Origin of the sequence: Brevundimonas poindexterae, from assembly GCF_020524625.1 — a bacterium.
GTDB lineage: Bacteria > Pseudomonadota > Alphaproteobacteria > Caulobacterales > Caulobacteraceae > Brevundimonas > Brevundimonas poindexterae_A.
Map to the genome: position 1 here is coordinate 498,313 of NZ_JAIVLL010000001.1, position 20,060 is coordinate 518,372.

Here is a 20,060-nt window from a genome sequence, read left to right on the forward strand (position 1 = left end):
TCGATCAGCCCTTCATCACGGACGCATCGTCCACGGCGATGTCGCCGCGGTTACGGAAGAAGGTCACCAGAATGGCCAGCCCGACGGCCGCCTCGGCCGCCGCCACGGTCAGCACGAACATGGCCATGATCTGCCCGGCCACATCGTTCAGGTGGGTCGAGAAGGCGACGAAGTTGATGTTCACCGCCAGCAGGATCAGCTCGATCGACATCAGGATGATGATGACATTCTTGCGGTTCACGAAGATGCCGAACACACCGATGGTGAACAGCATGGCCCCCACGGCCAGATAGTGGGACAGGGTGATGTCCATCAGGAAAGCTCCTCGGAGGAAACGCCCTGGCCGGTCGGGATCGACTTGATCTCCATGGCCTTGCCCGCCTCACGGCCGACCTGTTTGTCGACCTTCTGGCGCTTGATGCCCGGCTTGTGTCGGAGCGTCAGGGTGATGGCCCCGATCATGGCGACCAGCAGCACGATGCCCGCCGCCTGGAAGAAGTAGACATAGTCGGTGTAGAGCACCCGGCCGATGGCCTCGATATTGGTCTGGTCAGCCGTCGCGACCGCCGGGCCGGCGGCATCGGCGGCCACGCCGCCCTGCACCACCGCCAGGGTGATCATGATCATTTCCGCCAGCAGAACCCCGGCCACGATAGCGGCCAGCGGCAGGTAGCGCGCATAGCCCTCGCGCAGACGCACGAAGTCCACGTCCAGCATCATGACCACGAACAGGAACAGCACCGCAACGGCGCCGACGTAGACGACGACCAGCAGCATGGCGAGGAATTCGGCGCCCATCAGCACGAACAGGCCGGCCGCCGAGAAGAAAGCCAGGATCAACCACAGCACCGAGTGCACGGGGTTGCGGGCCGTGACGACCAGCAGGGCCGCGACGACAGTGACGGTGGCCATCAGGTAGAAGGCGATCGATGCAATCACTCGACGGCTCCGGCTGAAACAAAAGCGGTATGGGGGACCGAGTCGCCCCCCTCGAACGCGCGGCGCCCTTCTAGACCTGTGCGTCCGGCCTTGCCAAGGCCGCAGGCCGGTCGGATCGCGCTATGGCGGGACAGGGCGGTCATCAGCGGTACGGCGCGTCCATCTCGAGGTTGCGGGCGATCTGGCGCTCCCAGCGGTCGCCGTTGTCCAGCAGGCGCGCCTTGTCGAAATACAGCTCCTCGCGGGTCTCGGTGGCGAACTCGCTGTTCGGGCCCTCGACGATGGCGTCCACGGGGCAGGCTTCCTGGCACAGGCCGCAGTAGATGCACTTGACCATGTCGATGTCGTAGCGGGTCGTCCGGCGGCTGCCGTCGGCGCGCGGCTCGGACTCGATGGTGATGGCCTGGGCCGGGCAGATGGCTTCGCACAGCTTGCACGCGATGCAACGTTCCTCGCCATTCGGATAGCGCCGCAGGGCGTGCTCACCCCGGAAGCGCGGCGACTGCGGGTTCCGCTCGAACGGATAGTTCACCGTCATCTTGGGCTTCAGCAGATAGCCGAAGGTCAGGAAGAAGGCGCCCACGGCGTCAACCAGCAGGGCCCCCTTCACGGTCTGTTTGATACGGGAAATCATGTCTTGATGATCGTCCTTGACGGGGGTCAGCGGCGGTTCTTGCAGTCACGGTCCCAGCGCGGATCATCCCGATCCAGCGACTGGCACCGCACGATACGGTCGGTCTCGGCGCGGTCCTGACGCTCGCGGCGCTCCAGCCGCTCGGCGGTGGAGCCGGGCGCCGGCACCTCGTCCAGCGGCCGCGTGAAGCTGCAGCCGGCGAGGCCGGTCGCGAGCAGCATCGCGGCGATCAGGGGAGCAGCGCGCATTACGCCCCCACCACGAAGACGCGCCAGGCCGATACAGCCACCACCGCCACCAGCGAGGTCGGCAGGAAGATCTTCCAGCCCAGCCGCATCAGCTGGTCATAGCGATAGCGGGGCACGAACGCCTTCACCATGGCGAACATGAAGAACCAGAAGACGATCTTCACGCTGATCACCAGCAGGTAGAACAGGTTCGCCGCCCAGACCGGCCAGTCCGGCAGGCCGATAAGAGAGACGTCGAAACCGGGGTTCCAGCCGCCGAAGAACAGGATGCTGATCATGGCGCACATGAAGACGATGTTCACATACTCGCCCATCATGAACAGCAGATACGGGGTCGAGCTGTATTCCACCTGATAGCCGGCCACGAGCTCGGACTCGGCCTCGGGCAGGTCGAACGGCGGTCGGTTGGTCTCGGCCAGGGCCGAGATGAAGAAGACCATGGCCATGGGGAACATGATCAGCACCAGCGGCCAGGTGTCAGCCCCGCCGCCGAAGGCGAACCAGTTCCAGATCCAGCCGTCCTGCTGGGTCACGATCGACGTCAGGTTCATCGTCCCGGCCAGCAGGATCACATTGATGATCACCAGACCGATGGAGACCTCATAGGACACCATCTGCGCCGCCGAGCGCAGCGCGCCGAGGAACGGGTATTTCGAGTTGGAGGCCCAGCCTCCCATGATGATGCCGTACACGCCCAGCGACGACACCGCGAAGATGTAGAGGATGCCGACGTTCAGGTCCGACATCACCCAGCCGGGCGCAAACGGAATGACGGCCCAAGCCATGAAGGCCAGGATCACGGTGATGATCGGCGCCAGCAGGAAGACCGTCTTGTCGGCGCCCGCGGGCACGACGATTTCCTTCAGCACGAATTTCAGCATGTCGGCGAACGACTGCAGCAGGCCGAACGGACCGACGACGTTCGGGCCCTTGCGCATCTGCACGCCCGCCCAGATCTTGCGATCCGCCAGTAGCAGGAAGGCGACGGCGATCAGCACGCAGACGCTGATCAGCAGCGCGGCGCCGGTCGAGGCCAGCGTCCAGCCGAGAGGGGAATTCCAGAAACCGGTGTCCATGGCTTACTCCGCCGCCATCGCGACCGGAGCAATCCGCTGGGCGGACAGCTCGGCCATGGTCGCGCTGGCCCGCGCGATCGGGTTGGAAAGATACGGGTCACGCACCGGGCTGGCGAAGGCGACATCGCCCAGATCGCCCTTGGTGCCCAGCTTCGACGGATCGAAGGCCGCCGCCGGTGCCAGATAGTCGATCCGTCCGAAGGTGACGTGATCGGTCATCAGCCGCAGACGCAGCTGGTCCAGCGTGTCGTACGGCAGGGTCTGGCCGACGCGCTCCGACAGGGCGCGCAGGATGGCCCAGTCTTCCTTGGCCTGTCCCTTGGGGAAGACGACCCGCTCGGCCATCTGCACCCGGCCCTCGGTGTTCACATACAGGCCTGACTTCTCGGTATAGGCCGCCCCCGGCAGGATCACATCGGCGCCGTGTGCGCCCCGGTCCCCGTGGCTGCCCACATAGACGGTGAAGGCGCCCGAGGCCGAGGCGTCGATTTCGTCCGCCCCCAGCAGGACCAGCACGTCCAGCTTGCCCTTCTTGACCATGTCGATGGCCGACAGGCCGCCCTCGCCCGGGACAAAGCCCATGTCCAGACCGGCGACCCGGCTGGCCGCCGTGTGCAGGACGTTGAAGCCGTTCCAGCCGTCGCTGACCACGCCATGCTTCTTCGCCAGCGCGCCCAGCGCATTCAGCACCGCCGGTCCGTTTTCACCCGCCAGGGCGCCCGCACCGACGATGATGGCCGGGCGTTCGGCGTTCGACAGCATGTCGGCGGCGGCCTTCGGCAGCTTCGACAGGATCTTCGATCCTGCGCCCAACCAGTTGTAATCGTAGCTGAGATCGACCTGCTCGCCGATCAGGGCGATCTGGGTCTTGCCGGCCAGCCAGCTCTTGCGCAGGCGGGTGTTCAGCAGCGGCGCCTCGACGCGCGGGTCGGCGCCCACGATCAGCACGGCGTCCGCCGCCTCGATCCCGGCGAGGCCCGAGTTGAACAGCCAGCCCTCGCGGGCGTCGCCGCCCAGGGCCACGCCGTCCTGACGGCAGTCGGTGTGGGGCGAGCCTAGCGCGCGGAACAGGTCCAGCGCCGCCTTCATCGACTCGGCGTCCTGCAGGTCACCGGCGACCACGCCAATCCGGTCGGCTGCAGCCGCCTTCAGCTTGTCAGCAACCACGCCCAGGGCCTCGTCCCAGGTCGCGGCGCGGAGCTTGCCATTCTCGCGCACGAAGGGGCGGTCCAGACGCCGGGTGGTCAGGCCGTCAACGACATAACGGCTCTTGTCCGACAGCCATTCCTCATTGATGCCCTCGTGGACGCGCGGAAGAATGCGCATCACCTCGGACCCGCGATAGTCGGCGCGAATGTTCGAGCCCAGCGCGTCCATGACGTCGATGGTCTCGGTCTTTTTCAGTTCCCACGGGCGATAGTGATAGGCCCAGGGACGGTGCGTCAGGGCGCCGACCGGGCACAGATCATTGACGTTGCCCGAAAGCTCCGAGTTCACCGAGCTTTCCAGATAGGTGGTGATCTCGGCGCTCTCGCCGCGCGAGATCATGCCTATGTCCGGCACGCCCGCCACTTCGGTGATGAAGCGCACACAGCGCGTGCACTGGATGCAGCGCGTCATATAGGTCTTGATGGTCGGACCCATGTGCTTTTCTTCGACCGCGCGCTTGTTCTCGGCATAGCGAGAGCCATCGCGGCCATAGCCCATGGCCTGGTCCTGCAGGTCGCACTCGCCGCCCTGGTCACAGATCGGGCAGTCCAGCGGGTGGTTGATGAGCAGGAACTCCATCACCCCTTCGCGGGCCTTCTTCACCATCGGCGTGTCGGTGAAGATTTCCTGGCCGTCAGCGGCCGGCAGGGCGCAAGACGCCTGCGGCTTGGGCGGTCCGGGCTTCACCTCGACCAGGCACATGCGACAGTTGCCGGCGATCGACAGCCGCTCGTGATAGCAGAAGCGCGGAATCTCTTCCCCGGCGCGCTCCGCCACCTGCAGCACGGTCATGCCGGGCTCGAATTCGACGTCTACGCCGTTGACCTTGGCGACGGGCATCAGCGGGCCTCTTCTTCACTCGTGACGGCCTGAACGGTCGTCGTGGTCGTTCCATCAGGCATTCTCTGGCTGACCGTCAGGGTCGAGCCGTCGAGCGCATAGGTGACGACGGGGTCTTCCGGCTGGTCCATCCAGCGATTCTCCCCGGCCACCGGGCGATCCAGCGGGCGCCACAGCACCCGGTCACCCTCAATCCGGCATTCCGCCGTCAGCTGGCCGCCGTCGACCGGCGCGCGCCAGCCCACGGTGACGATGTTTCCGGCCCGGTCCAGCACCATGACATCGGCGCCCGACTGGCCGTAGACGGCACCAACACCGGCCTGACACACGGTCGCGCGCGCGGCCTCGCCCAGCGCAGCCGGCTCGGCAGCAGCCGTCGGCTGTGCGTCCGACGTGGCCGGCGCCTCTGCAGGCTCACGCGCCGGCTCACCGCAGGCGCTCAGAACCAGGCAGGCACCGATAATAAACGGGACAGAGTGAAGGACCCCGGGGCCTTCACGCTTCGATGTCCGGCCCAGGACGCCCGCCAGCATTCCCACCGCCAGCCTCACAACGAGCAGCACGGACAGGAGCGGTCCCACGCCCATGGCAATCACGCTGACCCAGGTCACGATGGTGTTGGGAAGCGCACGATTAACGGCAACTTCAATTAAACCGATGGGAAAGACGAGCACGAACAGGACAACCGGGGCGAACTGCGCGGCAAGGCTCGCCACAGCCCACCGCTTCAGGCGTCGGTTCCTGGCGATGAAAAACACCGCCACCGCCATCGCGATACCCAGTGCATATACCCACCAAAGCACTGCTGCGACGATGAGCAACTGGATTGCGAGGGTAATGCCCGACCACGCGTTCATCCCCTACTCCGCCGCGATCGCATGGCCGGCGAAGTTCGCGCGGCGGCTGCGGTATTGCGAGATGCGGTCCTCGATCTCGTGACGGAAATGGCGGATCAGGCCCTGTACCGGCCAGGCGGCGGCATCGCCGAGCGCACAGATGGTGTGGCCCTCGACCTGTTTGCTGACGTCGAGCAGCAGGTCGATCTCGGTCGGGTCGGCCTCACCGACGGCCATCCGCTCCAGCACGCGCCACATCCAGCCCGTGCCCTCGCGGCACGGCGTGCACTGGCCGCAGCTCTCGTGCTTGTAGAAATAGCTGATGCGGGCGATGGCCTTCACCAGATCGGTCGACTGGTCCATGACGATCACGGCCGCGGTGCCAAGGCCCGACTGCATCTCACGCAGGCTGTCGAAATCCATCAGGGCCGTCTCGGCCATGTCGCGCGTGATCAGCGGCACCGACGATCCACCCGGGATCACTGCCTTGAGATTGTCCCAGCCGCCGCGCACGCCGCCGCAGTGCTCTTCCAGCAGCTGCTTCAGCGGGATCGACATCGCCTCTTCGACATTGCACGGGCGGTTCACATGGCCCGAGATCGACATCACCTTGGTGCCGGTGTTGTTCGGGCGACCAAAGCCCGCGAACCAGTCGGCGCCACGCCGCAGGATGGTGCCCACCACCGCGATCGACTCGACATTGTTCACCGTGGTCGGACAGCCATACAGGCCGGCACCCGCCGGGAACGGCGGCTTGAGGCGCGGCTGGCCCTTCTTGCCCTCCAGGCTCTCCAGCAGGGCCGTCTCCTCGCCACAGATATAGGCGCCGGCGCCGTGGTGGACGTAGACGTCGAAGTCCCAGCCGTGGACGTTGTTCTTGCCGATCAGCTTCGCGTCATAGGCCTGCTTGACCGCAGCCTCCATGCGCTCGCGCTCGAGCACATATTCGCCGCGCAGATAGATGTAGCAGGCGTGCGCCTGCATGGCGAAGCTGGCGATCAGGCAGCCCTCGATCAGCAGGTGCGGATCATGGCGCATGATCTCGCGGTCCTTGCAGGTGCCGGGCTCTGACTCATCGGCGTTGACCACCAGATAGTGCGGGCGGTCCTTCACCTCCTTGGGCATGAAGGACCACTTCAGACCGGTCGGAAAGCCCGCGCCGCCGCGGCCGCGCAGGCCCGAGTTCTTGACGTTGGTGATGACCCAGTCTCGCCCGAGGTCGAGCATGTCCTTCGTGGCGTTCCACGCGCCGCGCTTCTTCGCCCCGTCCAGCGTCCAGTCCTGGAGGCCGTACAGGTTGGTGAAGATGCGATCCTTGTCTTGAAGAATACCGACCATCAGAGAGACGTCTCACGGTTCAGGGTCTGCATGCGCTGCCGGTGGTGCCGGGTGCGGATGAAGACAGCGGTGATCACAAGCGCCCAGCCGAACGCCAGCATGCCATAGCCGATGACGACCGCGTCCTCGCTCAGGCCCAGCATGCCGCGCGAGGCCAGGACCACGAAGACGGCCGCCAGAAGGATCAGGACGAGGCCCGCGGCACGCACGGGCAGTCCGACGCCCCGCAATTCCTTGCGGTAGGCGGCCCGGCCTTCTTCGGTTTCCAGATCGGGCGCGTCGATCATGCCGGCGCCTTCTCGGGTTCGGAGTTGGGCAGCTTCTTGATCGGCTTGGCGGCCGAGCCGTCATACAGCTTGGGATCGGTCAGGGTCAGTGCCCCGCCCTCGGGCTCGGAGCTGGCGCGCCCCACACGGCTGCCGGGCTTCGGTGCCTTGCCGGCGGCGAAGTCGTCGATGATCTGCGCCATGTCGTCGGCGGACAGGTCCTCGAAATAATAGTCGTTGATCTGGGCCATCGGCGCATTGGCGCAGGCGCCGAGGCACTCGACCTCCTGCCAGGTGAACCGGCCGTCGGCCGACAGGCGGTCCTTGGGACCGATCTTCTTCTTGCAGACGTCCATCAGGTCGCCGGCGCCGCGCAGCATGCACGGCGTCGTGCCGCAGACCTGGATCAGGGCGCTGGTGCCGACCGGCTCCAGCATGAACATGGTGTAGAAGGTCGCGACCTCCAAGACCCGGATGGTCGGCATGTCGAGCAGTTCGGCAATGGCGCGGATGGCGGGCTCGGACACCCAGCCCTCCTGCTTCTGGACCAGCCACAGGATCGGAATCACGGCCGACTGCTTGCGGTCGGCCGGATATTTCTGGATCCACCAGTCGCACTTGGCCTTGGTCGCCTTCGAGAAGGCGAACGAGGCGGGCTGTTCCTTGGCGAGACGACGAACGCTCATCAGACTTCCATTTCCGAGGCGACCAAGCCGTCGCCCAGCATTTTCTTGCGCACAGTCAGAACCTTGTGCTGGCTGTTGCGGGCCAGCAGGAAATTGTGGTGCCAGGTTTCGCCGCTGGAATCCGTCACCGAATAGCTGACCACCTGCCAGCCCTGACGCACCAGATCGCTCAGGGGGGTGTCGCTCATCGCGCCCCTCCCATCCAGCGGCCCAGACGCGCGCGCCAGACGTCGCGGCCTGCATCGCGCAGCGCACCCGTCAGCAGCGAGAACGGCGGCAGGAAGCGCATGGCCAGCTGGCCGGCCATGATGGCGCCGCTCATCCAGACCAGCGAGCGCAGGTTCGCCTCGATGAAGCCCCGACCCTCTTCCAGATAGCCAAGCCGGTAGGCGCCGCGCACCAGCGTCACCCCGGCCGCGCCGGGCATGGCCACCAGCGCCGAGGCCGTGGCAAAGGACAGGCCGCCCATGATCGCACGCCGACGCGGGGAAAAGGCCAGCTGCACCACGACGCCCAGCGTCAGCAGCGCCGCGAACCAGATCGCCTGCGTCGTCGTGAAAACCGGCTGGACGGCAAAGCCCTGCATCAGCGATCCACCTCGCCGAACACGATGTCGAGCGAACCGAGGATGGCCGAGACGTCCGCCAGCATGTGGCCGCGATTCATCCAGTCCATGGCCTGCAGGTGGCGGAAGCCCGGCGCCGAGATCTTCACGCGATACGGCTTGTTGGTGCCGTCGGACACCAGATAGATGCCGAACTCGCCCTTGGGCGCCTCGACGGCGGCATAGACCTCACCCTCGGGGGTGTGGAAGCCCTCGGTGTAGAGTTTGAAGTGGTGGATCAGCGCTTCCATCGAGCGCTTCATCTCGGCACGGCGCGGCGGGACGATCTTGTTGTCCTCGACCATGACCGGCTCGCCGGGGCAGTTGCGCAGCCGGTGGATGCACTGCTCCATGATGCGGACCGACTGGCGCATCTCTTCCATGCGGCACAGGTAGCGATCCCAGCAGTCACCGTTCTTGCCGACCGGCACGTCGAACTCCAGCTCGGCATAGCACTCATAGGGCTGCGACTTGCGCAGGTCCCAGGCGATGTCCGAACCGCGGATCATCACGCCGGTGAAGCCCCAGGCCAGCGCCTGTTCCTTCGACACCACGCCGATGTCGACGTTGCGCTGCTTGAAGATGCGGTTCTCGGTGACGAGCGAGTCGATGTCCTTGAGCGCCCTGGGGAACTCCTTGCACCAGCGGTCGATGTCGTCGATCAGCTGGGGCGTGATGTCCTGGTGGACGCCGCCCGGCCGGAAATAGTTGGCGTGCATGCGCGCGCCGCAGGCCCGCTCATAGAACACCATAAGCTTCTCGCGCTCCTCGAAGCCCCACAGCGGCGGGGTCAGGGCACCGACGTCCATGGCCTGGGTCGTCACGTTCAGCAGGTGCGAGAGAATCCGGCCGATTTCCGAGAACAGCACGCGGATCAGCTGGGCGCGGTACGGCACGTCCAGCATCAGCAGCTTTTCGATCGCCAGGCAGAAGGCGTGCTCCTGGTTCATCGGCGCGACGTAGTCCAGCCGGTCCAGATAGGGCACGTTCTGGAGGTAGGTGCGCGCTTCCATCAGCTTTTCGGTGCCGCGGTGCAGCAGGCCGATGTGCGGATCGACCCGCGTCACCAGCTCGCCGTCCAGCTCCAGCACCAGACGCAGCACGCCGTGCGCGGCGGGGTGCTGGGGCCCGAAGTTGATGGTGAATTTGCGCTCGTCCATCTCGCGCGCGTGCGCGGTCCGGCCGTCATGCTCCAGCGGCATGTCGTCGAAGACGGTCGTTCCGACCGTAGCGGGCGCCGTGGTTTTCAGGTCGTCAGCCATCCGACATATCCTCGTCGCGGGTCACGGTCTTGCGGGTCAAGGCCACCAGCCAGCCGAGCGCCAGGGTCAGCACCCCCATGCCCGACACGGCCGCCGTCGAAATCTCCCAGTCGCCGGTCAGCACGGCGATCGCCAGCGGCGTCGACAGCAGCACCGCCGAAGCGCCCAGCAGAGCGCTCTGCAACTCGCCCGCTGACAGCCGCCGGATGCCCGCACCGACCGCCAGGCACACCACCGCGATCATGATCGACACGCCCAGCGCCTGCAGCTGGCCCTGCGGAATCTCCGGCGCGCGCGTGAACCAGCCGGTCAGCCGAGCGCCCAGCGTGAACAGGAAGGCGGTCGAGAACGTCACCAGAAAAAAGGAGGAGGCTGACCGAATGGCGGTGCGGGTCATGAGGGTCATGCCCCTACCGTCATATTGCCGAGAGTCTCGCTGGGCTGCGACGATTCTCTCTCGACCGACAGACAGCGGTGTTCTTCGACGTCGCGTTGCGCGCGCTGGATCGACAGCCGGCGGTCAACGGAACCCACGAAATCCAGCCCCTCCCGATAGTAGGCGACCATTCGCGCTTGGCGAGTGGCGTCGGGCTCACTCATCGCGAGTATGCCGCGCCACGCCTTCGCCGCCTCGGTCACACCGGGCTCACCGTCCACGAAAGCGCCCGGATATTCGAGCGCAGCGATGCAGGTCAGCGCTGTGCGCTGCGAATCTTGCGGCGACTGCACTGCGGCGGTCGACAACAGGCCGGTCAGGAGAATAGCTGTGACCATCCCCTACGCTCCGGCCTTCTCGTCGCCCGGCAGGACCGGCGCCGGATAGTCGGCCCCTTCCCACGGGGACAGGAAGTCGAAATTGCGGAACTCCTGGTTCAGCTTGACCGGCTCATAGACGACCCGCCTCTCGGCCTCGTCGTAGCGAACTTCGACATAGCCGGTCATCGGGAAGTCCTTGCGCAGCGGATGCCCCTGGAAGCCATAGTCGGTCAGGATGCGACGCAGGTCCGGGTGGTCCGAAAACAGGATGCCGTACATGTCGAACGCCTCGCGCTCGAACCAGTCGGCCGCCGGATAGACCGCCGTCACACTGGGCACCGGCGTCGTCTCGTCGGTCGAGACCTTGACGCGCAGCCGTGCGTTCCGGGTCAGTGACAGCAGGTGATAGACCACCTCGAACCGCGCCTCACGGTCCGGATAGTCGACCCCGCACACATCGATCAGCTGCTGGAAGCCGAAGCGGTCGCGCAGGGTCGTCAGAACCGTGACGATCGCCTCGCGATCGGCAACCAGGTTCAGCTCGCCATGGGCCACATAGGCCTCGACGCCCAGCTCGGCGACCATCTCGGTGCCCAGGGGCGTCAGCGCCGTCTCGAGGGCGGTCAGGGCTTCCAGCGCGTTCATCGGTCGATCGTCCCCGTGCGACGGATCTTCTTCTGCAGCTGCAGCAGGCCGTACAGCAGGGCCTCGGCCGTCGGCGGGCACCCGGGCACGTACACGTCCACCGGTACGATCCGGTCGCAGCCCCGTACAACGCTGTAACTGTAGTGATAATACCCGCCGCCGTTGGCGCAGCTGCCCATCGACAGGACATAGCGCGGATCGGGCATCTGGTCGTAGACCTTGCGCAGGGCCGGAGCCATCTTGTTGGTCAGGGTGCCGGCCACGATCATCAGGTCCGACTGGCGCGGACTGGCGCGCGGGGCCATGCCGAAGCGCTCCATGTCGAAGCGCGGCATCGAGGCCTGCATCATCTCGACGGCGCAGCACGCCAGACCAAAGGTCATCCACATCAGCGAGCCGGTGCGCGCCCAGGTGATGACGTCGTCCAGCGAAGCCGTCAGGAAGCCTTCCTTGCCGACCTCGGTGTTGACCGCCTCGAAGAATTTGTCGTGGATCTTCGGGTCATAGCCCTGAACCGTGGCGCGGGCGCCCTGACCGAAGGCCGGGCTGGCCGGGCGGCCGTCCGGGGTGACGATCACTCCCATTCCAGGGCTCCTCGTTTCCACTCGTAGATAAAGCCGACGGTCAGCACGCCGAGGAAGACCATCATCGACCAGAAGGCGAACACCATGCCGCCCGTCGACAGATCGAACATCGACACCGCCCACGGAAACAGGAAGGCGACCTCGAGGTCGAAGATGATGAACAGGATCGACACCAGATAGAATCGCACGTCGAACTTCATGCGCGCGTCGTCAAAGGCGTTGAACCCGCACTCATAGGCCGAGAGCTTTTCGCTGTCGGGATTGGTCGGCGCCATCGCCCAGGCCGCAACCATGAACAGGGTGCCGATCACCGCTCCGATCGCGAGGAAAATCACGACCGGCAGATATTCAAGCAGAAACGCATTCATAAGAGGGGGCCTCGCGCACCGGGGAGACGGCGGAATCGGCGCTTTCTAGACCTAAGCCGCGCGCGGTTCAAACCCATGCGGCAAAAGGTTTTTCTTGAGAATTGTTCGCAAATGCCTGCTTTGGGCCGGGTCGATCCGGCCCCGGAAGCGCCTCGGGGCCGGATTGTGAAAATTGCAGCATTGACCCGCTTGACGTCTGCCGAGGCCCCGCCTAAACGACGCCCTCCTTCGGGCGGCAACGCCTGAACGGGAAACGCGGGTGTAGCTCAGTTGGTTAGAGTGCCGGCCTGTCACGCCGGAGGTCGCGGGTTCGAGCCCCGTCACTCGCGCCATTCCTGACCTGGTTCGGAATGGCGCCGCGTTCCCTCTCCCCTACCCCCCGCTGTAGCCCCCGATAATCGGCAGCACCTCGCCGGTGATGTAGCTCGAGCACTGGGGTGAGGCGAGGAAGACATAGGCCGGAGCGATCTCTTCCGGCTGGGCGGGGCGCTTCATCACCGTCCCCGATCCGAATTTCGCCGTTCCCTCTGCATCGCGGTCCGCCGGATTGAGCGGGGTCCAGACCGGGCCCGGGGCCACCACATTCACCCGGATGCCGCGCGGCGCCAGATGGGTGCCCAGCGAGCGCGCGAAGGCGTGGATGCCCCCCTTGGTCATCGAATAGTCGAGCAGCTGGTCGTTGCCCATGATGCCGGTCACCGAACCGGTCATCACGATCGCGCCGCCGGTCTTCAGATGCGGGACCGCCGCCTGGCAGATGTTGAAATAGCCATAGAGGTTGGTTTTCAGCGTGCGGTCGAAATGTTCGAAGGTCAGGTCCTCGAACGCCGGCACATGCTCCTGGAACGCGGCATTCGGCACCACCACGTCCAGTCGGCCAAAGGCGTCGAGCGTCGCCTGCACGGCCGCCTTGGCGAAGGCCGGGTCCGAGACGTCGCCCTTCAGCACAATCGCCTTGCGGCCTTCCTTCTCGACGGCCTTGCGGGTGTCCTCGGCGTCGCCTTCCTCATCGAGGTGGCAGATGGCGATGTCGCAGCCCTCGCGCGCGAACAGAACGGCGACGGCCCGGCCGATTCCCGAATCGCTGCCGGTGATCAGGGCCGCGAATCCCTCAAGCTTGCCCGAGCCTTTCCAGAACGGCGCATCGTACATCGGCTGGGGGTCCAGGGCGGCCTCGTCGCCCGGCTTGGTCTGGTGCTGCTTCGGGAATGGCGGTTCGGGATAGCGCCGGGCACCGGCCTGCACCGCCCCCTGCTCTTCCGAATCGCCCGAGCGGGCATCCCTTGCGTCGATCCGTTCCTGGATCTCGCGTTCCTGATCGGCAATTTTCTCGGCGCGCGCGTCGAAGCGGTCGTCCATGGTTGGCCTCCTGTGAGTTCAGAAGGGCAATGCGCCATGCAGGCGGCCTGTTCCGAACGGTCAGGCTTCAGCAGGTGGACGGCGCGCCGTACCTCAGGGTCTCGCCCGAAACCTCGCCATTGCGAAGCTCGATCCGGATCAGCCGGTCATATTCGCACTCGGGCATGTCCGGCGTCTCATAGCCCAGCGCCCGCGCAATCAGGGGGACGGTATTGCTGTGTCCCGAGATCAGGACCACGGCATCTTCCGGCAGGGCCATCACACCCCGGCGAATGGTCTCGACATGGGTCTCGACGCCGGCATCGAGCGGACTGGTGGCGATAAAGGCGCCGGAAATCTCGGCCGTCGCCCCCGCCGTCAGCCGCGTGCGCTGAAACGGGCTGACGACGATCAGGTCCGGCTGACCTTCGGCAAACAGGCCGGAGAGCGCGATAGCCCGGGTGACACCGGCATCCGAAAGGCCCGGGTCGCGCTCGGTGTCGCTGGCCTTTTCCGCGTGGCGAACGATGTAGACGGTCTGGGCCGAGGCCGCGCCCGCCGCGAGGCTCAGGCCGCAGGCGGCGGCGATCCCGATGATCAGGCTTCTCATGTTTTGTCCCCTCCCCGCATGAAGGCATTTTGCCCGCTGGCCTCGCCATAGACGCGGCACAGGTCCTCGAACACCCGGTTCCAGGCAAAGCGGGTCTCGGCCTTGGTGCGGGCCGCCCGGCCAATGGCCTCGATATCGCGCTCGAACAGGGCGGAGACCGCCTCGGCATAGGCGCGCGGCTCGGCGCGATCCGCCAGTTGACCCACCTCGGTGTCGACCGTCTCGGCCACGCCGCCGGCGTTGACGCCCACCACAGGGCGGCCACAGGCCATGGCCTCCAGCACGATCAGGCCGAAAGGCTCCTTGTCATTGGCGTGCACGAAGGCGTCGCAGCTGGCGATGATCTTCGCCACGGCCTTGGGATCGGTCTCGTATGGCATGGCGATCACCCGGTCCTCGGGCGGCATGCCCGTGCCCGCGCCGACAAGCACCAGATGATAGGGATCACCCAGCAGCTGGACCGCCTCGATCAACACATCGATGTTCTTTTCTTTGGCCGGTCGCCCCGCGAAGCACAGCAGGCGCGCACTGTCGGGCAGGCCCAGCTGGTCCAGCAGCCACTGACGGTCGCGTCGGTCCGGGCGGAAGGTGTCGATCTCCACCCCCAGCGGGCGGATGACGATATTCTGGATACCAGCTTCCTCGAGGCGCCGCGCAATGAAGCGGCTGGGCGAGACCACGGCGTCGAACTGCGAGAACAGGCGGGCCCAGCGCTTCTCGACCGGTTTCTTGGCCCATTCGCCGAAGTGCAGGGCCGCGAGCCCCGCCGGATCCGAATGGCAGAAGCCGATCACCGGACAGCCGACCCGCTGGCCGGCCTCAAGCGCCCCCTGCCCGGGCGTATAGGGATCGCCCGCCTCGATCACCGAGGGCTTGAGCGCCGACACCCAGGCGCCCCAGCGACGCACGGACGACGGCCAACGATAGCCGTCACCGAACGGCAGCTTGGCGGCATGCAGGCGGACGATGTCGTCGGCCCCCACGCGGTGCTTCGCGCCCGGGACGACCAGACTGTGGGCGACGTCCGGGCGGTTCTCGGCAAGCCAGGCCTTCTTGGAAAGGAGGTACCGCTTCACCCCACCGGACCGCGGGGCATACAGCATGGTGGTGTCGACCAGCCGGGGGCGCGGATCGGTCGCCACGCGGCGCACGCCCTCAAAGGCCTCGGAGACCTCTTCGTCGAGCCCGGGAATCAGCCGGAGCTCGGTCTCCTGGACATCCTGGCCCCGGAGGCTGCGGGCCAGTTTGAGGCCACCTTCACGGCCGTGACCGTCGGTGCGGGATTTCCGCTTCGCGGAAGACTTGGACTTGACCATAAGCGCCCGTAACCCCGACGGGGGTCAATCTCAAGCCTCGTCCGTGTCCGGTGCATCGTCCTCGACCCGCCGGCCGCGACGGGCCAAGGCTTCGCGCAACAGGATTTCCACCTGGGCATTGACCGAGCGCAGGTCAGCGGCGGCCAGTCTTTCGACGGCCGCCATGACCTGGGGCGAACCTCTGAACAGAAACGCTTTGCGGTCCTTCGCCATCCGCTCCCTTACCCGTACAGGGTCCCCGTATTGACCACGGGCTGGGCTTCACGATCCGCACAGAGCACGACCAGCAGGTTCGACACCATGGCCGCCTTGCGATCCTCGTCCAGATCGACGACCCCGCGATCGTTCAGGTCTTCCAGCGCATTCTCCACCATCTCGACCGCGCCGCGCACGATCAGGCGACGGGCGCCCAGCACGGCCTCGGCCTGCTGACGCTTGAGCATGGCACCGGCGATCTCGGGCGCATAGGCCAGGTGGGCGATACGGGCTTCATCCACCGCCACACCCGCGACCGCGATGCGGCCGACCAGTTCCTCGCGCAGCCGGGTCGCCACCTCCTCGGCGTCGGAGCGCAGGGTCAGTTCATGATCCTCGCCATGGTCGTAGGCATAGTGGGCCGCCATGTCGCGCAGGGCCGTGTCGACCTGGATGTTCACGAAGGCCCGGAAGTCGTCGACGTCGAACAGGGCCTGGGCAGAATCCTCGACCCGCCAGACCACGTTGGCCGCGATCTCGATCGGATTGCCGCGCTTGTCGTTCACCTTCAGCTTGTCGCTGGTCAGGTTGCGGACCCGCAGGCTGATCTTCTTGCGCGAGTACCAGGGCAGGACCCAGCGCAGGCCCGTCTTGCGATCCGTGCCGCGATAGTCCCCGAACAGCAGGATGGCCATCGCCTCGTTGGGCTGAAGCGCATAGAGGCCGCACATCAGGATGAAGCCGACTACGACCAGCAGAATCCCGCCGATCACATTGAGCGCCGCATCGGGATTGATCAGCACGGCGGCACCGCCCGCCACCATCATGCCCAGCGAGACCAGCAGCATCAGAATGCCATTACCCGTGCGGGCCAGATATTCCTTCGACAGGGCATGCGAGCCACTGCGGGATTGAGTTTGAGCGTCAGTCATTTGCACCCTCCAGATATATCGAAATGATATCACTGCGATATTGATTTGCGCAAGCCACATCCGGCGGCTGAGGGGGTCAAAAAGGGCCAACGGCCTTGCATTCGCCTCAAATTCGAGAAACTTGGGGCGCAACGGGTTTGCTCCTGCTAGAGGGGGCACACCTGAAAGCTCGCGCGTTTTCCACGAGGGGTTTGTTCCGAATGCGTTATCTCTATGCGACCGCAGCGGCTGTCGCCCCTCTTCTCCTTGCCAGCGTGGCCAATGCCCAGGTCGCGATTGATACGTCGCGCTCGACCCCCATCACGACTGCGAATCCAGCGGGCAACGGTCCTGACGACATCATCATTACCTCTGGCGGGACGCTGGCCGTGCAGTCCGGTGCCGCGGTCACTGTAAATTCCGACAATGATTTCTCGATCAACGCCAATGGCAATATCACCATGGATAACGCCGCCGATGGCGCGACGGCGGTCCTGATCGAAGGCGGTTTTGCCACAAACATCACTATCGCCGGCTCCATCACTGTCCTGGATTCGCTGACCGAGACCACAGACACGGACGGCGACGGGGACAACGACGGGCCGTTCGCCGCAGGTTCGGGCCGCTACGGCATCCGGCTGAGAGGCCCCGGCGACATGACCGGCAATCTCATCATGCAGAACGGCTCGACCATTCTGGTTGAGGGGAACGACTCGTTTGGCATATCGCTTGAGAGCAACCTGATCGGAAACCTGACCAGCTACGGCACCATTCGCGTGGTTGGTAACAACGGCATGGCTGTGCGTGCGCTCGGCGATATCGACGGCACTGTATATTTGGGCGGCAACATCAGCACCGTCGGCCAGGGGGCAACCGCCGTAGGAATGTTCGGCGACATAAGCGGCGGTCTGAACATCCAGGGCGCCGTGACGTCCACCGGATATCGATATACGAGCCGCCCTTCGGACGAGATCATCGCCAATCTCGACGCCGACGACCTGCTGCAGGGGGGACCGGCTGTCATTATCGGGGGCAATGTCGCTGGCGGTGTCACCTTTGGTCGTCCGCCCGCAGACGACGATGAGGACGAAACCGATGAGGACGGTGATGGCATTGCCGACGCCGACGAAGGCACGGCCCAGATCAACGTCTTTGGCGAGGCCCCGGCCATCCAGGTCGGCTCGGCGACGCAGGACATCACGCTTGGCGTGGCCGGAACAGGCGACCTGGCTTACGGCTTCATCAACCAGGGCCAGGTGACGGCCCAGGGCGTCTATGATGGCATCACCGCAAATGCGATCCGCTTCGGCGTCGCCGGTGGCCAGTCGGTGACGATCGACGGCGGTATCCTCAACAGCGGCACCGTGGCCGCGCTGGCCTATGACGCCGACGCGGTCGGCATCCGGCTCGCCGACGGTGTGACGACCCCGCAGTTGATCAATGACGGCGCAATAACAGCTGCATCGTCCTCCAGCGAGGGCGGCAACGTCACAACGGTGCTGATCGAGGCAGGAGCGAACCTTCCGAGCTTCACCAACAATGGCCAATTCCTGGCCTCGTCCGCTGGGGGCACGGCCAATCTGACTGGCCTTCTTGATCTCAGTGGGACCCTGACTGCGATCACCAATACGGGAACGATGCAGGCCAACCTGTCGCCCAACCAGGACGGCGATCCGCTGACGGGCAGCGCGACGGTCATCAACGTGCAGGCCAACACGACCGGCGTCACCCTGATCCAGGACGGCGTGGCCGGGACGGTCACTTCGGACAACCCCGACACGGACGGCGACGGTGTGCCCGACGCCGATGAGCCATCCATGGTTGGAGCGATCCTGCTGGGATCTGGCGCGGATACGGTCGACATCCGCAACGGCGTCGTACTCAGCGACATCTCTTTCGGCGACGGCCTCGACACGCTTAGCATCAGCGGGGGCGCCAACGTCATCGGCACGCTGAGCGACAGTGACGCCCTGCTGGACATCAGTGTTTCGGACGGCATTCTGGACAACCGGGGCGCGTCTGCGGTCGACATCTCCAATCTCGACGTCGGCGCCGACGGTCGCCTTGTGTTCACGATCGACGGCGACGCCGGCACCAACTCGGGCTTTAATGTCTCGGGGACGGCGGATATCGCGGACGGCGCCGAGCTTGGCGTACGCTTCACCTCCCTGATCGACGGTCCCAGCCGCTTCACCGTGATCGATGCAGGCACCCTGGACTTCGGCACCCTCGACCTCGAGGGTATGGCCGAGAACTCGCCTTACCTCTTCATCGTGGATGCGGGGGCCGACCTGCCCAATAATCAGGTCTATGTGGACGTCCGTCGTCGTACTGCCGAGGAAGCCGGGCTGATCTCCGTCGAGGCCTCCGCCTATGACGCCATCTATGACGCCCTCGACCGCGACTCGGGCATCCTGACCGCCTTCATCAACCAGACGGACCGCGACGGCTTCATCGATCTGTACGAGCAGATGCTGCCGGATCACTCGGGCGGTCCCCTGCTGTCCTTGGCCAGCGGCGTCGATGCGGTGACGCGCGCCCTTGTGGGTCGTAACGCCTCGGCCGCACCCGGCGAGACCAGCGCCTGGGTGCAGGAAATCACCTTCTACGCCGACAAGGACAAGACCGACAGCTACGGCTTCCGTTCGGAAGGCTTCGGCGTCGCGGGCGGCGTGGAGTACGGCACCGGCAACGGCGCCCTGGGCGTCAGCATCGCCTTCACCTCGTCCGACCTCGAGGATCCCGAGGCCGAGGCGCAGGAGAACCTGACCGCCAACCTCGTCGAGCTCGGCCTCTACTGGCGCGCCCAGGGCCAATACTGGACCACCTGGGCCCGCGCGGCGGCGGGCTATGCGTCGTTCGACGCGGACCGCCAGTTCGTGGGCGGCGGGCTGAACCTGAACAACACCTCGAGCTGGAACGGCTTCACCCTGGCCGCCGCCGGGGGTGCGTCCTACGAGCGCGACTACGGTCGCTTCACCATTCGCCCCGAGGTCTATGCCGAATACTTCTCGCTGAGCGAAGATGCCCGTGAAGAGGTGGGAGGCGGGGACTCGTTCGACCTGATCATCGACGAGCGCGACGGTCACATGTTCTCGGCGGTGGCCGCCATGAACATCGCCTACAGCCTCGGCGAGAATAGCTGGCTCAAGCCGGAATTCCGGATCGGGTGGCGCCAGAACATCTCGGTCGACCCGGGTGCGACCATCGCCCGCTTCGCCAGCGGTGGCCCGTCCTTCACGCTCGACCCCGATTCCATCGAGGGCGGCGGTCCGATCGTCGGCTTCCGCCTGAATGTGGGCAACGAACTGGGCATGCTGAGCGTCAGCGCCGACGCCGAAATTATCGGCGACTACATGCGCTACATGTTGCTGCTGCGGGCCAGCTTCCGCTTCTAGG

24 protein-coding genes and 1 tRNA gene are annotated in these 20,060 nt (G+C 65.6%); 2 read left to right on the top strand and 23 right to left on the bottom strand.

What is annotated here, in order from left to right; translation table 11 throughout:
• Positions 1–4: 4 nt before the first annotated feature.
• The 18 genes from nuoK to LC068_RS02680 all read right to left on the bottom strand — a co-directional run bounded on the left by nuoK (position 5) and on the right by LC068_RS02680 (position 12,291).
• Positions 5–313, bottom strand: a complete 309-nt coding sequence (nuoK, locus tag LC068_RS02595) for an NADH-quinone oxidoreductase subunit NuoK (protein WP_123286749.1) — start codon at positions 311–313, stop codon at positions 5–7.
• Positions 313–939 (bottom strand): NADH-quinone oxidoreductase subunit J, encoded by a 627-nt coding sequence (locus LC068_RS02600; protein WP_226634293.1) that lies wholly within the window; start codon positions 937–939, stop codon positions 313–315. The genes nuoK and LC068_RS02600 overlap by 1 nt, the downstream gene beginning before the upstream one ends.
• A 142-nt stretch (positions 940–1,081) precedes the next feature.
• Positions 1,082–1,573: an NADH-quinone oxidoreductase subunit NuoI gene (gene nuoI, locus LC068_RS02605; protein ID WP_226634294.1), complete on the bottom strand. Its 492-nt coding sequence runs from the start codon at positions 1,571–1,573 to the stop codon at positions 1,082–1,084.
• Positions 1,574–1,599: 26 nt separating this feature from the next.
• Positions 1,600–1,821, bottom strand: coding sequence for a hypothetical protein (locus tag LC068_RS02610; protein ID WP_226634295.1), 222 nt, complete (start codon positions 1,819–1,821; stop codon positions 1,600–1,602).
• Complete coding sequence (gene nuoH / locus LC068_RS02615; protein WP_226634296.1) at positions 1,821–2,897, bottom strand: NADH-quinone oxidoreductase subunit NuoH; 1,077 nt, start codon at positions 2,895–2,897, stop codon at positions 1,821–1,823. The genes LC068_RS02610 and nuoH overlap by 1 nt, the downstream gene beginning before the upstream one ends.
• A gap of 3 nt (positions 2,898–2,900) precedes the next feature.
• The gene (gene nuoG / locus LC068_RS02620) at positions 2,901–4,946 is read right to left on the bottom strand and encodes an NADH-quinone oxidoreductase subunit NuoG (protein WP_226634297.1); all 2,046 of its coding nucleotides are present in this window, start codon (positions 4,944–4,946) and stop codon (positions 2,901–2,903) included.
• Positions 4,946–5,803 (bottom strand): hypothetical protein, encoded by an 858-nt coding sequence (locus LC068_RS02625; protein WP_226634298.1) that lies wholly within the window; start codon positions 5,801–5,803, stop codon positions 4,946–4,948. Before LC068_RS02625 ends, nuoG begins: the two co-directional genes overlap by 1 nt.
• Before the next feature lie 3 nt (positions 5,804–5,806).
• On the bottom strand, positions 5,807–7,120 hold the full coding sequence (gene nuoF / locus LC068_RS02630) for an NADH-quinone oxidoreductase subunit NuoF (protein WP_226634300.1): 1,314 nt from the start codon (positions 7,118–7,120) through the stop codon (positions 5,807–5,809).
• Positions 7,120–7,407: a hypothetical protein gene (locus tag LC068_RS02635; RefSeq protein WP_226634302.1), complete on the bottom strand. Its 288-nt coding sequence runs from the start codon at positions 7,405–7,407 to the stop codon at positions 7,120–7,122. Before LC068_RS02635 ends, nuoF begins: the two co-directional genes overlap by 1 nt.
• Positions 7,404–8,072, bottom strand: coding sequence for an NADH-quinone oxidoreductase subunit NuoE (gene nuoE, locus LC068_RS02640; protein WP_226634304.1), 669 nt, complete (start codon positions 8,070–8,072; stop codon positions 7,404–7,406). The genes LC068_RS02635 and nuoE overlap by 4 nt, the downstream gene beginning before the upstream one ends.
• Positions 8,072–8,260, bottom strand: a complete 189-nt coding sequence (locus LC068_RS02645; protein ID WP_209120180.1) for a hypothetical protein — start codon at positions 8,258–8,260, stop codon at positions 8,072–8,074. The genes nuoE and LC068_RS02645 overlap by 1 nt, the downstream gene beginning before the upstream one ends.
• Positions 8,257–8,658, bottom strand: a complete 402-nt coding sequence (locus tag LC068_RS02650; RefSeq protein WP_226634306.1) for a hypothetical protein — start codon at positions 8,656–8,658, stop codon at positions 8,257–8,259. The genes LC068_RS02645 and LC068_RS02650 overlap by 4 nt, the downstream gene beginning before the upstream one ends.
• On the bottom strand, positions 8,658–9,878 hold the full coding sequence (locus LC068_RS02655) for an NADH-quinone oxidoreductase subunit D (protein ID WP_226635443.1): 1,221 nt from the start codon (positions 9,876–9,878) through the stop codon (positions 8,658–8,660). The genes LC068_RS02650 and LC068_RS02655 overlap by 1 nt, the downstream gene beginning before the upstream one ends.
• A 52-nt stretch (positions 9,879–9,930) precedes the next feature.
• Positions 9,931–10,344, bottom strand: a complete 414-nt coding sequence (locus tag LC068_RS02660) for a hypothetical protein (RefSeq protein WP_226634308.1) — start codon at positions 10,342–10,344, stop codon at positions 9,931–9,933.
• A complete protein-coding gene (locus LC068_RS02665; RefSeq protein ID WP_226634310.1) occupies positions 10,341–10,712 on the bottom strand; it encodes a hypothetical protein in 372 nt (123 codons plus the stop codon). The genes LC068_RS02660 and LC068_RS02665 overlap by 4 nt, the downstream gene beginning before the upstream one ends.
• 3 nt (positions 10,713–10,715) lie before the next feature.
• Positions 10,716–11,339, bottom strand: coding sequence for an NADH-quinone oxidoreductase subunit C (locus tag LC068_RS02670; RefSeq protein ID WP_226634312.1), 624 nt, complete (start codon positions 11,337–11,339; stop codon positions 10,716–10,718).
• Complete coding sequence (locus LC068_RS02675) at positions 11,336–11,944, bottom strand: NuoB/complex I 20 kDa subunit family protein (RefSeq protein ID WP_226634314.1); 609 nt, start codon at positions 11,942–11,944, stop codon at positions 11,336–11,338. Before LC068_RS02675 ends, LC068_RS02670 begins: the two co-directional genes overlap by 4 nt.
• Positions 11,914–12,291 carry an NADH-quinone oxidoreductase subunit A gene (locus LC068_RS02680; protein WP_226634316.1) on the bottom strand — a complete coding sequence of 126 codons (378 nt, stop codon included), beginning with the start codon at positions 12,289–12,291 and terminating at the stop codon, positions 11,914–11,916. Before LC068_RS02680 ends, LC068_RS02675 begins: the two co-directional genes overlap by 31 nt.
• Before the next feature lie 255 nt (positions 12,292–12,546).
• Here LC068_RS02680 and LC068_RS02685 point away from each other — a divergent pair.
• Positions 12,547–12,623: transfer RNA gene (locus LC068_RS02685), tRNA-Asp, on the top strand.
• Positions 12,624–12,663: 40 nt separating this feature from the next.
• On the opposite strand, the gene LC068_RS02690 is transcribed toward LC068_RS02685, so the two are convergent.
• The 5 genes from LC068_RS02690 to LC068_RS02710 all read right to left on the bottom strand — a co-directional run bounded on the left by LC068_RS02690 (position 12,664) and on the right by LC068_RS02710 (position 16,682).
• Positions 12,664–13,650: an SDR family oxidoreductase gene (locus LC068_RS02690; protein ID WP_226634318.1), complete on the bottom strand. Its 987-nt coding sequence runs from the start codon at positions 13,648–13,650 to the stop codon at positions 12,664–12,666.
• Between the two features lie 67 nt (positions 13,651–13,717).
• Positions 13,718–14,239 carry a SixA phosphatase family protein gene (locus LC068_RS02695; RefSeq protein WP_226634320.1) on the bottom strand — a complete coding sequence of 174 codons (522 nt, stop codon included), beginning with the start codon at positions 14,237–14,239 and terminating at the stop codon, positions 13,718–13,720.
• Positions 14,236–15,555, bottom strand: a complete 1,320-nt coding sequence (locus tag LC068_RS02700; RefSeq protein ID WP_226634322.1) for a glycosyltransferase — start codon at positions 15,553–15,555, stop codon at positions 14,236–14,238. Before LC068_RS02700 ends, LC068_RS02695 begins: the two co-directional genes overlap by 4 nt.
• A gap of 30 nt (positions 15,556–15,585) precedes the next feature.
• On the bottom strand, positions 15,586–15,768 hold the full coding sequence (locus LC068_RS02705) for a hypothetical protein (RefSeq protein WP_226634324.1): 183 nt from the start codon (positions 15,766–15,768) through the stop codon (positions 15,586–15,588).
• Between the two features lie 8 nt (positions 15,769–15,776).
• On the bottom strand, positions 15,777–16,682 hold the full coding sequence (locus tag LC068_RS02710; protein ID WP_226634325.1) for an SPFH domain-containing protein: 906 nt from the start codon (positions 16,680–16,682) through the stop codon (positions 15,777–15,779).
• A gap of 200 nt (positions 16,683–16,882) precedes the next feature.
• Here LC068_RS02710 and LC068_RS02715 point away from each other — a divergent pair, with 200 nt between their 5' ends.
• Positions 16,883–20,059 carry an autotransporter outer membrane beta-barrel domain-containing protein gene (locus LC068_RS02715; RefSeq protein WP_226634327.1) on the top strand — a complete coding sequence of 1,059 codons (3,177 nt, stop codon included), beginning with the start codon at positions 16,883–16,885 and terminating at the stop codon, positions 20,057–20,059.
• Position 20,060 lies beyond the last annotated feature (1 nt).